General features: G+C 71.7%; 15 protein-coding genes. All 15 read left to right on the top strand.

What is annotated here, in order from left to right; translation table 11 throughout:
- Positions 1 to 226: 226 nt before the first annotated feature.
- Complete coding sequence (locus OG948_RS10550) at positions 227 to 1,411, top strand: alpha/beta hydrolase (RefSeq protein ID WP_406295702.1); 1,185 nt, start codon at positions 227 to 229, stop codon at positions 1,409 to 1,411.
- Positions 1,412 to 1,484: 73 nt separating this feature from the next.
- Entirely contained in the window at positions 1,485 to 2,135 is a 651-nt protein-coding gene (locus OG948_RS10545) for a TIGR03085 family metal-binding protein (protein ID WP_406295700.1), read from the top strand.
- A gap of 43 nt (positions 2,136 to 2,178) precedes the next feature.
- On the top strand, positions 2,179 to 2,556 hold the full coding sequence (gene hisI, locus OG948_RS10540; RefSeq protein ID WP_355537328.1) for a phosphoribosyl-AMP cyclohydrolase: 378 nt from the start codon (positions 2,179 to 2,181) through the stop codon (positions 2,554 to 2,556).
- A gap of 70 nt (positions 2,557 to 2,626) precedes the next feature.
- On the top strand, positions 2,627 to 4,171 hold the full coding sequence (locus tag OG948_RS10535) for an anthranilate synthase component I (protein ID WP_406295698.1): 1,545 nt from the start codon (positions 2,627 to 2,629) through the stop codon (positions 4,169 to 4,171).
- A gap of 170 nt (positions 4,172 to 4,341) precedes the next feature.
- Positions 4,342 to 5,046 (top strand): TIGR02234 family membrane protein, encoded by a 705-nt coding sequence (locus OG948_RS10530; RefSeq protein ID WP_406295697.1) that lies wholly within the window; start codon positions 4,342 to 4,344, stop codon positions 5,044 to 5,046.
- A gap of 114 nt (positions 5,047 to 5,160) precedes the next feature.
- The gene (locus tag OG948_RS10525; RefSeq protein ID WP_395862501.1) at positions 5,161 to 5,370 is read left to right on the top strand and encodes an HGxxPAAW family protein; all 210 of its coding nucleotides are present in this window, start codon (positions 5,161 to 5,163) and stop codon (positions 5,368 to 5,370) included.
- 298 nt (positions 5,371 to 5,668) lie between these two features.
- Positions 5,669 to 5,974, top strand: a complete 306-nt coding sequence (locus OG948_RS10520; protein ID WP_406295695.1) for a CD225/dispanin family protein — start codon at positions 5,669 to 5,671, stop codon at positions 5,972 to 5,974.
- A 28-nt stretch (positions 5,975 to 6,002) separates the two neighbouring features.
- Positions 6,003 to 6,434, top strand: a complete 432-nt coding sequence (locus OG948_RS10515; RefSeq protein WP_406295693.1) for a DUF2752 domain-containing protein — start codon at positions 6,003 to 6,005, stop codon at positions 6,432 to 6,434.
- Between the two features lie 178 nt (positions 6,435 to 6,612).
- Positions 6,613 to 7,422 (top strand): indole-3-glycerol phosphate synthase TrpC, encoded by an 810-nt coding sequence (gene trpC / locus OG948_RS10510; RefSeq protein WP_395862507.1) that lies wholly within the window; start codon positions 6,613 to 6,615, stop codon positions 7,420 to 7,422.
- Positions 7,419 to 7,586, top strand: coding sequence for a tryptophan biosynthesis modulator TrpM (gene trpM, locus OG948_RS10505; RefSeq protein WP_402231989.1), 168 nt, complete (start codon positions 7,419 to 7,421; stop codon positions 7,584 to 7,586). The genes trpC and trpM overlap by 4 nt, the downstream gene beginning before the upstream one ends.
- 55 nt (positions 7,587 to 7,641) lie before the next feature.
- Positions 7,642 to 8,862, top strand: coding sequence for a tryptophan synthase subunit beta (gene trpB / locus OG948_RS10500; RefSeq protein ID WP_395862509.1), 1,221 nt, complete (start codon positions 7,642 to 7,644; stop codon positions 8,860 to 8,862).
- Positions 8,859 to 9,674 carry a tryptophan synthase subunit alpha gene (gene trpA, locus OG948_RS10495; protein ID WP_406295691.1) on the top strand — a complete coding sequence of 272 codons (816 nt, stop codon included), beginning with the start codon at positions 8,859 to 8,861 and terminating at the stop codon, positions 9,672 to 9,674. Before trpB ends, trpA begins: the two co-directional genes overlap by 4 nt.
- 139 nt (positions 9,675 to 9,813) lie before the next feature.
- A complete protein-coding gene (locus tag OG948_RS10490) occupies positions 9,814 to 10,623 on the top strand; it encodes a DsbA family protein (RefSeq protein ID WP_406295689.1) in 810 nt (269 codons plus the stop codon).
- A gap of 114 nt (positions 10,624 to 10,737) precedes the next feature.
- Positions 10,738 to 11,397 carry a MauE/DoxX family redox-associated membrane protein gene (locus OG948_RS10485; protein ID WP_406295687.1) on the top strand — a complete coding sequence of 220 codons (660 nt, stop codon included), beginning with the start codon at positions 10,738 to 10,740 and terminating at the stop codon, positions 11,395 to 11,397.
- Positions 11,394 to 12,206 (top strand): DsbA family protein, encoded by an 813-nt coding sequence (locus OG948_RS10480; protein ID WP_406295685.1) that lies wholly within the window; start codon positions 11,394 to 11,396, stop codon positions 12,204 to 12,206. The genes OG948_RS10485 and OG948_RS10480 overlap by 4 nt, the downstream gene beginning before the upstream one ends.
- The last annotated feature ends 69 nt before the right edge of the window (positions 12,207 to 12,275 follow it).

Here is a 12,275-nt window from a genome sequence, read left to right as displayed (position 1 = left end):
CTCTCGAAGGATGGTTGTCCAATGAAAGTACAAGGCACGTCGAACGGTCCGGATTCCCCGTCGCGGACCCCGATTCGATCAGGAGCGACGCACCCGGCTCGGCTTGGATCGGATCTTTCCCGCATGTCACCCTGTTTCGGGCGTTCCCCGCCGGTCGTGCCGGAGCGTCGCCGGCACCCGCAACCAAACCCCGGGTCGGTCTCGTCTCCACGGACGTGCCCTGCCCATGATCCATAGGACCGAGGACGCCGCTGTGGGCCTGACCAGCCTCAAACTGATAATCCTGCTCGGCGTCGTCGCCTTCGCGGCGGCCGCGGCCGCCGTGTACTTCTGGCCGAAGTTGTCCCGCCAGGGGGTGCTGCCGATCCTGGGACGGGTCGGCATCCTGCTGAGCACGCAGGTGCTGGTGATGGCCACCGTCGCGGTGATCGGCAACCGCTACTTCGTCTTCTACACGACCTGGGACGACCTGCTCGGACACACGGGCAAGCCGGTGGTGAACTTCGGCACCAACGGCCCCGGTGACGTGCCCAAGCTGGTCAAGGAGAACGGGACCGAGACGATAGACGTCCCGCAAGGCAAGAACCCGCAGGCCGCGGGCCAGATCACGCAGGTGGACGTGGCGGGCCGACGCAGCGGGCTGGGCACACCCGCGCTGGTCTACCTGCCGCCGCAGTACTTCCAGGCCCAGTACAAGGACCGGCGCTTCCCGGTCGTGGTCGTGCTCACCGGCTACCCCGGCAACGAGCGCAACCTGGTCACCCGCCTGGAGCTGCCCAAGTTCGCCGCCAACGAGATCGCCGCCGGCCGGGTCCAGCCCACCATCTACGTGATGATGAAACCGAGCGTCGGCGTCGCCCGCGACACCGAGTGCACCGACGTGCCCGGTGGACCGCAGGTGGGCATGTTCTTCAGCCAGGACCTGCCCGAGGCGATCAGCCAGGCCTACCGGGTCGCCCCCGGACCACGCGGCTGGGGCATGCTCGGCGACTCCACCGGCGGCTATTGCGCGGCCAAGCTCGCGATGCTGCACTCGGACCGGATCGGCGCCGGCGTCGCGCTGTCCGCCGACTACGGCGCGCCGATGGACGGCGACACCGGCGACCTGTACGGCGGGAGCAAGGCGTACCGCAACCAGCACGACCTGATGTGGCGGCTGAAGAACATGCCGATGCCGCCCGTCAGCCTGCTGCTCACCAGCAGCGAGAGCGGTGAGCCGAACCTGGCCGACACCAAGGAGTTCCAGCGGCTGGCCAAACCGCCGCTGAAGGTGGACACGCTGCTCCTGCCCACCGGCGGGCACAACTTCAAGACCTGGCAGGCGGTCCTGCCGGACGCGCTGCGCTGGATGAGCAAGCAGCAGAACACCGACCAACCCAAGGACTCCGCGCCGATCGCCGCGTCGCCGTGACCGCACACGCGTGACCGCGCACCCGTGACCGCGCCCTCTTGACCGCGCCCGGTGCGGGCCGAAGGATCGACACATGCCGACTTCCCACGCCCGCGCCGAACGTGCCGCGCTCGCCGAACTCCTGCGCGTGCTCGGCCCGGACGCGCCCACCCTGTGCGAGGGCTGGACCACCCGCGACCTCGCGGCGCACCTGGTGATCCGCGAGCGGCGCCCCGACTCCGCGCCGGGCATCATGTTCGAGGCGCTCGCCGGCCACACCGAGAAGGTCCGGCTGCGGCAGGCGGCCAAGCCGTACGAACAGACCGTGCGCCTGGTCGCCGACGGCCCGCCGCGACTGTCCGTGTTCGGCATCCCCGGCGTGGACGCCGCCGCCAACACGATGGAGTACTTCATCCACCTGGAGGACGTGCGCCGCGCACAGCCCGGCGGCGCCGAGCCGCGCGAACTGGACCCCGCGCTCACCGAGATCCTGTGGAAGCGGGCCGTCGGCTCCTCGCGGATCGCGCTGCGCGGCGTCCCGGTCGGCGTGGCGCTGCGCCGCACCGACACCGGACCCGACGAACGGCCCAGGACCATCCACAAGGGCACGCCCGTGGTGACCCTGAGCGGACACCCGGGCGAACTGCTCCTGTACCTGTTCGGCCGCAAGGACCGGGCCCGGGTCGACCTGGACGGCGACCCGGCGGCGATCGACACCCTGCGTACGGCCCGTACCGGCCTGTGAACACCGAACCGGTCGGCCCGCGCGGGTCTGCGACAATGCGCGCATGACCGGTGCCACCCACCCGCCCGCGCGGCCGTCCGACCTCGACCCGACCATCGCCGCCCGCCTCAAGCGCGACCCCGACGGCCTGATCGCCGCCGTCGCGCAGGCCGGCGACACGGGCGAGGTGCTGATGGTCGGCTGGATGGACGACGAGGCCCTGCATCGCACGCTGACCACCGGCCGATGCACCTACTGGAGCCGCAGCCGGCAGGAGTACTGGGTCAAGGGCGACACCTCCGGCCACGTGCAGAAGGTGCTCTCGGTCGCGCTCGACTGCGACGGCGACGCCGTGCTGGTGCGGGTCGAGCAGACCGGCGCCGCGTGCCACACCGGCGACCGCACGTGCTTCGACGCGGACGTCCTGCCCGTCTCCGACTGACCGCCGCCGACCCCGGGCCCGCGTGGCCCCGGCTCCGCCCGACCTCGCTGCCCGGGAGATTGCGCACGCCATGACCACCGGAACCGTCACCCCCGACCTCGACACCTTCCGAGCGCTCGCGCGCGACCGGCGGGTCATCCCCGTCACCCGGCGCTTCCTGGCCGACGGCGACACCCCCGTCGGGCTGTACCGCAAGCTCGCCGCCGAGCGGCCCGGCACCTTCCTGCTGGAGTCCGCCGAGAACGGCCGTTCGTGGTCCCGCTATTCGTTCGTGGGCGTGCGCAGCGCGGCGGTACTCACCGAGGCGGCCGGACGGGCCCGCTGGCTGGGCACCCCGCCGGTGGGCGTGCCGGTGGACGGCGATCCGCTGGAGGTACTGCGGGCCACCGTGGCCGCGTTGCACACCCCGCACGGCGTCCCGGGCCTGGAACTGCCGCCGCTGACCGGCGGAATGGTCGGCTACCTCGGCTACGACGTGGTGCGTCGGCTGGAGCGGCTGCCCGACGCGACCGTGGACGACCTGCGGGTGCCGGAACTGATGATGTTCCTGGCCACCGACCTCGCGGTGCTCGACCACGTGGACGGCAGCGTGTTGCTGATCGCCAACGCGATCAACCACGACAACCGCGAGTCCGGCGTCGACGAGGCCTACCACGCGGCGGTGACCCGGCTCGACGCGATGACCGCCGATCTGGCCCGGCCGACCGGACTGGCCGCCGCCTCGTTCGAGCGCGCCGCGCCGGCGGAGGCGGTCGGCCCGTGGGGCTCGCCCGCCTATCGCAAGGCGGTGGAGGCGGCCAAGGAGGAGATCCGGGCCGGCGAGGCGTTCCAGATCGTGCTGTCCCAGCGCTTCGAGATGCCCACCGAGGCCGGCGCGCTGGACGTGTACCGGATCCTGCGCGCGACCAACCCCAGCCCGTACATGTACCTGTTCCGGCTGCCGGGCCCGGACGGCGGCGCCGAGGGCGGCTTCGACGTGGTCGGCTCCAGCCCCGAGGCGCTGGTCAAGGTCGAGAACGGGCGCGCGATGCTGCACCCGATCGCGGGCACCCGCCCGCGCGGCGTCACTCCCCAGCAGGACGCCGACCTGGCCGAGGAGTTGCTCGCCGACCCCAAGGAGCGCGCCGAGCACCTGATGCTGGTCGACCTGGGCCGCAACGACCTGGGCCGGGTCTGCGCGCCCGGCACGGTCGAGGTGATCGACTTCATGTCGGTCGAGCGGTACAGCCACGTGATGCACATCGTGTCCACCGTGGTGGGCGAGTTGGCCCCGGACCGCACCGCGTTGGACGTGTTCGCCGCGTGCTTCCCGGCGGGCACCCTCTCCGGCGCGCCCAAGCCGCGCGCGATGGAGATCATCGAGAACTTCGAGCCGACCCGGCGCGGGCTGTACGGCGGTTGTGTGGGCTACGTCGACTTCGCCGGCGACCTGGACACCGCGATCGCGATCCGCACCGCGCTCATCCGCGACGGCGTGGCGTACGTCCAGGCCGGTGCGGGCGTGGTGGCCGACTCCTCGCCCGAGGCCGAGGACATCGAGTGCCGCAACAAGGCGGCGGCGGTGCTGCGCGCGATCGCCATCGCGGGGACGCTGGCGCCGGCGCACGAGGTGTAGGGCGGGTCTTGGGACCCGGTCGGGGTTCGTCCTCGAACCGGTCGGGGTTTGTCGCCGAACCGGCCGGGCTCGTCCCGGGCCCGGCTCGGGGCGCGTCCGGGATCGTGTCGCGGGACCGCGTCGACCCGCCCCGGGTCAAGCCGTTCGGCGGCGTGGGTCATGCTGGTGACATGACCGACGCGAGGACCGAGGCCGGCGCAGCGCGCAGTGGCACCGAGACGGACGACCGAGCGATCGCGGAGCCCGCGACCGCGGCCGACCCGGGCGATACGGCGGACGCGGCGGCGTTGCGTGCGCGCAGGGCGGCCCGCCGGGAGTTGACCGTCGCGGTGCTGCTGGCCCTGGTCGGCGCGGCCGTGGTGCTCTCGGTGGCGGGGCGTACGTGGGCCGAGGGCACCGCGCCGGTGCACGGCTCGCGGATCGCGGTGCACGCGAGCGGCAACACGATCAACAAGGCCGGCTCCGCGCTCGCCCTGCTCGGCCTGGCCGGCGGCCTCGCGGTGCTCGCCACCCGCACGATCGGGCGAACCGTCATCGGCGTGCTGGTGACGCTGGCCGGGCTCGGGGTCACGGTGCTGGCCGTGCAAGGTGCCGGCGACACCTCGGCGGTGAACTCCGAGGCGGCGGGCAAGGCGGCCGTCGAGGGCGTTCGCGCGGTGGACGTCAGCCACACGATCTGGCCGTGGTTCGCGGCCGTGGGCGGTGCGCTGATCCTGCTGGCCGGTCTGTTCGTGGTGCTTCGGGGCCGGCGCTGGCCCGGGATGTCCAACCGCTACGAGGCCCCCGCGGGCAAGGCGGCCGCCGTCAAGCGCGGCCCGGTCCGCAACGCCGATCTGTGGAACGCGCTCGACCGCGGTGAGGACCCCACGCGCTGAGCACTGCTCTGGACGGGTGACAATAAGACTCGCGCGGTTGTGATCGCGGCGCCCAGGACGGTGTCGCGGCAGCCGCGCACAAGCGTGTGAATGTGAAGCCGAAGGAGTTGAGCGATGTCGTCGCAAGCCGGAAACCACGGCAGTACCCCCGCCGCCTGGACCGTGACCATACTGGCGCTGATCGGCTGCACGATCTCCGGCGTCGCGATGATCGCGGCCAACGTGATGTTGTTCTGGGTCGGCGCGGTTGTGGTTTTGGTGGGGTGCGTCGCCGGCGCGGGCATGCGGATGGGTGGTCTCGGCACGGCTCCTGCGCGGCGCTGACGGTCGGTCTCAAGCGCCGGCCGGGCTGATTTGCGGCCGACCTCGGGCGTTCGGTTGGCTTGGGTCGGCCTCAAGCGCCGGCCGGGCCGGTTGGGGTTCCCGGCCGGTTCGGTCTCGGGCGTCGGGTTGGCTCGGGCGGCGGTTGGGCCCGGGGCTGTTCTAGGGTGGGCTCGCCGGTGCGGCGTTGTGCCTAGGGGGGAATGTGGCCTACGGCTATCCGGGGGCTTCCGGAGGCGATGAGGAGCGGCCGGATCGGACGCGGGAGTGGAACGCGCCGGCTCGACCGTTCGGGCACGCCATGCCCTATGGACCGCCGACCACGCCGCCGCCCGCCGGACCGCCGCCCGGGCCGCCGGAGAACTACCTCGCGTGGGCGGTCGTGGCCACGATCTTCTGCTGCTTCCTCGCGGGCGTGCCCGCGCTGCTCGCGGCCACCAGTGTCAACGAGCGTTGGCAGCGCGGCGACGTCGCGGGTGCCCGGCTCGCTTCGTTGCGGGCCCGCAACTGGACCATCGGCACGGTGCTGCTCGGTGTGATCTTCTGGACCACCTGGATGGTGGGTGTGTTCCTGCTCGGCTGGAAAGACACGCTGGGTGACCTCTGACGGCGCGTCCGGACCGCACAATGGGTCGGTGAACACCCCCGCCCCGCCCGCGCCGAGCACCGGCTTCCGGCTGCGCAACCTCGGACTGCCGGCCGTGAGCCTGGCCCTGCTCGGCGCCGCGACCGCCTATGTGGGGCTGGTCGATCCGCGCGAGAGCGGCCACTATCCGCCGTGCCCCTATCTGCTGCTCACCGGCCTGCCCTGCCCCGGCTGCGGTGGGCTGCGCTGTGTGCACGCGCTGACCCACCTCGACCTGCCCGCCGCGCTGGGCTACAACGCGCTCGCGGTCGCGCTGTTCCCGCTGATCGGCGTGTTGTGGCTGCGCTGGGCGGTGCGCACCGCCCGTGCGCGGCCGCGTCGGGGGCTGGCCGACCCCCGTCCGCTGTGGGCTCTGCTGGTGGTCGTGCTGCTCTTCTGGATCGTCCGGGACCTGCCCTTCGGCACGGCGCTCGCGCCCTGACGCACAGTGATCGCCGGCGGTTCCACCGGCCGGACCGTGCGCACGGACCCACCGTGCGACGCCGTATGCTGCCCCCACCTCTTCGGCGGTGCGGCGTGGACGGGTCTGTTCGAATCGGCCTATACCATCGAAGAGCCGGGGGAGCAGGTTCTCCGGACAAAACGAGGGGATGTAGGGCGTGAGCGTTCTCGACGAGATCATCGACGGTGTCAACGCCGACCTCGCCGAACGACAGGCCCGCGTATCCCTTGACGAGATCAAGGAACTCGCGGCCCAGGCGCCGGCGCCCCGCGACGCGGAGAGCATCCTGCGCGGCGACGGCATCGCCGTCATCGCCGAGGTCAAGCGCTCCAGCCCCTCCAAGGGCGCGCTCGCCGCGATCGCCGACCCGGCCGGCCTGGCCGCCGACTACGAGTCCGGCGGCGCCTCGGTGATCAGCGTGCTCACCGAGCAGCGCCGATTCGGCGGCTCGCTCGAGGACCTCGACGCGGTCCGCGCCGCGGTCGACATCCCGGTCCTGCGCAAGGACTTCATGGTCACCAGCTATCAGCTCTGGGAGGCCCGCGCACACGGTGCGGACGTCGCCCTGCTGATCGTCGCGGCCCTGGAGCAGAACGCGCTGATCTCGCTGATCGAGCGGTCCCGCTCGATCGGTCTCACCACGATCGTGGAGGTCCACGACGAGGAGGAGACCGCCCGCGCGCTCGACGCCGGCGCCACCGTGATCGGGGTCAACGCGCGCAACCTCAAGACCCTCGAGGTGGACCGCAACAACTTCGCCCGGATCGCCCCGCTGATCCCGGACTCGTGCGTGCGCATCGCCGAGTCCGGCGTACGCGGCCCGCACGACCTGATCGCGTACGCCAACAACGGCGCCGACGCCGTCCTGGTGGGCGAGTCCCTGGTCACCGGTCGCGACCCGCGCAGCTCGGTCGCCGACCTGGTCGCCGCGGGCGCCCACCCGGCGATCCGGCACGGGCGCGGCTGAGAGCGCGTGCGGCGATGAGCATGGACCCGCGACTGGCCAGGGGCTGCAAGCCCCGTGGCTGCCGCGCGCCCGCGCGGCGGGTCCGCGGTCGCCGGGTGCGCTATGTGATCGGTTGCGAGCCCGGCCAGGTGCCGGGCAGCCGATGGCGCCGACACGTTTCCTGACCCACCGTCAGCAACGTGCCGTCCGCACGGCATGCCACACCGACAAGGACCTCGCATGTCCAGCACTGCCCAACAGCCGGACCCCTCCGGCCACTTCGGCGTCTTCGGCGGGCGTTTCCTGCCCGAGGCGCTGATCGCCGCCCTCGACGAACTGACCGCCGCCTACGAGAAGGCCAAGGACGACCCGGAGTTCCAGGCCGAGTTCGCCGGCCTGCTGCGCGACTACGCCGGGCGCCCGAGCATCATCACCGAGGCGCCCCGCTTCGCCGAACACGCCGGCGGCGCGCGGATCATCCTCAAGCGCGAAGACCTCAACCACACCGGCTCGCACAAGATCAACAACGTGCTCGGCCAGGCCATCCTGACCAAGCGCATGGGCAAGACCCGGGTGATCGCCGAGACCGGCGCCGGCCAGCACGGCGTGGCCACCGCGACCGCGTGCGCGCTGCTCGGCCTCGACTGCGTCGTCTACATGGGCGAACTCGACACCCAGCGCCAGGCGCTGAACGTGGCCCGGATGCGCGTGCTCGGCGCCGAGGTGATCCCGGTGTCGATCGGCTCGCGCACCCTCAAGGACGCGATCAACGAGGCGCTGCGCGACTGGGTCGCCAACGTCGACAACACCCACTACCTGCTCGGCACCGCCGCCGGCGCACACCCCTTCCCGGCGATGGTCCGCGACTTCGTCAAGGTCATCTCGGTGGAGGCCCGACAGCAGGTGCTCGACCTGACCGGCAAGCTCCCGGACGCGGTCTGCGCGTGCGTGGGCGGCGGCTCCAACGCGATCGGCGCCTTCCACGCGTTCATCCCCGACGAGGGCGTGCGCCTGTACGGCTTCGAGGCGGGCGGCGACGGCGTGGAGACCGGCCGGCACGCCGCCTCGATCACCGGCGGCTCGATCGGCGTCCTGCACGGCGCGCGCACCTACCTGCTCCAGGACGAGTACGGGCAGACCATGGAATCGCACTCGATCTCGGCCGGCCTGGACTACCCGGCGGTCGGGCCCGAGCACGCGTGGCTGCACCAGACCGGCCGGGCGACCTACCGGCCGATCGACGACGCCCCCGCGATGGAGGCGTTTCGGCTGCTGTGCCGCACCGAGGGCATCATCCCGGCGATCGAGTCGGCGCACGCCCTGGCCGGCGCGATCGAGGTCGGGCGCGAGCTCGGCCCGGACGCCACCATCCTGGTCAACCTCTCCGGGCGCGGCGACAAGGACATGCACACCGCCGCCAAGTACTTCGATCTCCTCGACGCGGAAGCGGAGCAGTCGTGACCGGCACCGACACCACCACCAGGCTGACGAAGGTGCTGGCCGCCGCCCGCGCCGAGAACCGCGCCGCACTCGTCGGCTACCTCCCGGCGGGCTACCCCTCCGTCGAGGGCTCCGCCGCCGCGATGCGCGCGATGGTCGAGGGCGGGTGCGACATCATCGAGGTCGGCCTGCCCTACAGCGATCCGCAGATGGACGGCCCCGTCATCCAGCGCGCCGTCGAACACGCGCTCGCACACGGCACCAACACCCACCACGTGATCGACAACGTGCGCGCCGTCGCCGAGACCGGCGCCGCGACGCTGGTGATGTCGTACTGGAACCCGATCGAACGCTACGGCGTCGAGCGGTTCGCGAGCGAACTCGCCGCGGCCGGCGGCAGCGGGGTGATCACCCCCGACCTGATCCCGGACGAGGCGCACGACTGGATCGCCGCCACCGACCGGCACCACCTCGACCGGATCTTCCTGGTGGCGCTGTCCTCCTCGGACGAACGCATCGCCTACACCACCCGCCACTGCGGCGGCTTCGTCTACGCCGCGTCCGTCATGGGCGTCACCGGCACCCGGACCTCGGTGAGTTCCGCGGCCGGCGACCTGGTCGCGCGCACCCGCAAGACCACCGACCTGCCGGTCTGTGTCGGCCTGGGCGTCTCCACCGCCGCCCAGGCGGCCGAGGTCGCCGCCTACGCCGACGGCGTCATCGTCGGCTCCGCGTTCGTGCGCGCCCTGCTGGACGCGCCCGACGAACAGGCAGGCCTGGACGCCGTCCGCGCCCTCGCCGCCGACCTCGCCGAGGGCGTACGCAAGCGCTGACGCCCCCGTAAATCATCCATCCCGTGTAAAAACACGCCAAAATGTGAACCGGCTGGACGACGGCCGCCGCAGCACTCCCGCGGCGGCCGTTGCCATGCCCGGCGTCACCCCGCCCCCACCCGCATCGGAGGAACCCGCGTTGAGCGCCAACCCCAGGACCAACCGAACACCCGTCATCCTGGCCGTCGTCGGCGTGCTCGTGGCCGCCGTCCTGGCCGCGGTCCTGGGCGTCGTGCTCACCACCGGCGACGACGACAAGGACGACGCCGGCGAGAACAAGGCGGCGACCGGCCCCAAGTCGGCGATCCGCGCCGTCGACCCGGCCACGCTGCCCGCCGCCGCGCAACCTGACGGCGTCATCCGGGTCGGCAGTGCCTCCGCGCCGGTGACGGTCACCGTGTTCGAGGACTTCCGCTGCCCGTTCTGCAAGCGCTTCGAGACCGGCTTCGGCCCACTGCTCGCCGACTACGCCGAGGCCGGGAAGATCAAGGTCGACTACCACATCGCCTCCTTCCTGGACGGCAAACTCGGCGGCACCGGCTCCGTCAAGGCCGCAAACGCCGCGCGCTGCTCGGTGGACGCGGGCAAGTTCGCCGCCTACCACGCGGTGCTGTTCACCAACCAGCCCGAGGAATCCGAGGACGGCTACACCGCCGCGCGACTGCTCGAACTCGCCGACCAGGTCCCGGGCCTGCGCGGCGAGGCGTTCGACGCGTGCGTGAACACCGACGCCAACGCCGCGTGGGTGCGCGCCGCCGAAACCGCGTTCGAAAGCTCCGGCGTCTCCGCCACGCCCGCCATCGCCGTGGACGGAAAAATTCTCGACAGCGGGAACTCGGCCATGCGTTCGCCCGACAACCTTCGTGAACTGCTCGACCAACGCCTGGAGAACCCCGGTAGTGGTAAGGCGGCGCTCGGAGAGGAACCTCAAGCACCTTCCGCCGGTTAGACAGGACATGTGCCGGTCCGGGGTGCGGGGGAGAACCGGACCGGGGTCCCCGCACCTCACCTGTCGTGACGGAGGTCAGACCTTGGGAAGCAAGACGATCGAGCCGGTGGCCCTGTGACGACCACGACGGCCGGCGTGAACGGCACCGCCACGGGCGGCCCGCTCACGAAGCTGCGCGCGATCGCGCCCTGGATCGGCCTCGCCGCCAGACTGGGCCTGGCCTTCGTCTGGGCCTATGCCGGCTGGGAGAAGGCGCTCGACCCCGACCAGGCCGCCTACGCGGTCCGGGGCTACGACGTACTGCCCGACGACCTCGTCGAGCCGGTCGGCTACGCCCTGCCCTACCTGGAACTGGGCCTGGCCCTGCTCCTGGTGATCGGGCTCGGCACCCGACTGGTCGCGTCCTTGTCCGCGCTGCTCCTGCTCGTGTTCATCGCGGGCATCGCCCAGGCCTGGGCCCGCGGCCTGGCGATCGACTGCGGCTGCTTCGGCGGCGGCGGCCCGGTCGAGCCGGACAAGACCGCGTACCTCGAGGAGATCCTGCGGGACTGCGGCTTCATGCTGCTCGCGATCTGGCTGATCGTCTTCCCCCGAACCCGCCTGTCCGCGGACGCCTGGCTGTTCCCCGAGGAGCAGTCCTACGCCGACGACCACACGGACGACGAGGACCCGGACCAGGACGAGGACGAGCGGAACACCGACGCGGACGAGTACCGCGGGGACGCGAACCCGAACCCCGGAACCCGGGAACCGAAAGGCCCTGAGATCACGTGAGCTCGAAGAATTCCGAAGGCAAGCGCACCGCGCGCGAGCGCATGGCCCAGGAGCGCGCGCGCCAACAGGCGATCGACAGGCGCAAGCGCGTCATCGTCATCGCCGGCGCCGTGGTGGCCGTCCTCGCGGTCGTCGCCATCATCGGCGTGGTCGTGGGCATGTCCAAGACCAACAAGAAGAAGGGCCCCTGGAAGGACGCGCTCGCCAAGCCGTACAGCGCCCCCGCCAACCTGTCCGCGGACGGCCTGGGCATCTCGGTGGGCAGCAACCCCAACGCCCCCTCGTTGATCATGTACGAGGACTTCCGCTGCCCGATCTGCCACGAGGTGGAGAAGGCACTCGGCCCCACCCTGCGACAGATGGCCGACGCCGGCACCATCAAGATCGACTACCACATCGCGTCCTTCCTGGACGGCAAACTCGGCGGCAACGGCTCCAAGTACGCGGCCAACGCCGCGGGCTGCGCGCAGACCGCGGGCAAGTTCGCGCAGTACCACGACACACTCTTCGCGAACCAGCCCGACGAGTTGGACGACAAGTTCGGCAGCCGCGCCTACCTGCTCGACCTCGCGGGCAAGGTCGAGGGCCTGCGCTCGCCGACCTTCGACAGTTGCGTCAACGACCTGAGCGTCGCGGGTTGGGTCAACAAGGTCGAGGACGCGTTCCAGAACGCCAAGATCGGCGACACCCCGGTCACCGGCACCCCGACCGCGGGCATCAACGGCAAGACCATCGACCTGATCGTCAAGGGTCGCGGCCTGGCCACCCCCGACGAGGTGCGCGCCCAGATCCTGGCAGCGATCAAGTAGTCACCGTCCGTCGCACATCGAACGGGCGCGACACCACATTCCCCGGTGTCGCGCCCGTTCGCATGTGCC

The organism is Embleya sp. NBC_00888 (assembly GCF_045207655.1).
GTDB lineage: Bacteria > Actinomycetota > Actinomycetes > Streptomycetales > Streptomycetaceae > Embleya.
Note: the sequence above shows the minus strand (reverse complement) of the source record. Positions and strands in the feature narration are given on the sequence as shown.

Bases quoted from the DNA above. Each gene is read 5' to 3' on its own strand.
- OG948_RS10550 (WP_406295702.1), top strand. From the start codon at position 227: ATGATCCATAGGACCGAGGACGCCGCTGTGGGCCTGACCAGCCTCAAA.
- OG948_RS10535 (WP_406295698.1), top strand. From the start codon at position 2,627: ATGACCACCGGAACCGTCACCCCCGACCTCGACACCTTCCGAGCGCTC.
- OG948_RS10545 (WP_406295700.1), top strand. From the start codon at position 1,485: ATGCCGACTTCCCACGCCCGCGCCGAACGTGCCGCGCTCGCCGAACTC.
- hisI (WP_355537328.1), top strand. From the start codon at position 2,179: ATGACCGGTGCCACCCACCCGCCCGCGCGGCCGTCCGACCTCGACCCG.
- OG948_RS10520 (WP_406295695.1), top strand. From the start codon at position 5,669: ATGCCCTATGGACCGCCGACCACGCCGCCGCCCGCCGGACCGCCGCCC.
- OG948_RS10530 (WP_406295697.1), top strand. From the start codon at position 4,342: ATGACCGACGCGAGGACCGAGGCCGGCGCAGCGCGCAGTGGCACCGAG.
- trpB (WP_395862509.1), top strand. From the start codon at position 7,642: ATGTCCAGCACTGCCCAACAGCCGGACCCCTCCGGCCACTTCGGCGTC.
- OG948_RS10525 (WP_395862501.1), top strand. From the start codon at position 5,161: ATGTCGTCGCAAGCCGGAAACCACGGCAGTACCCCCGCCGCCTGGACC.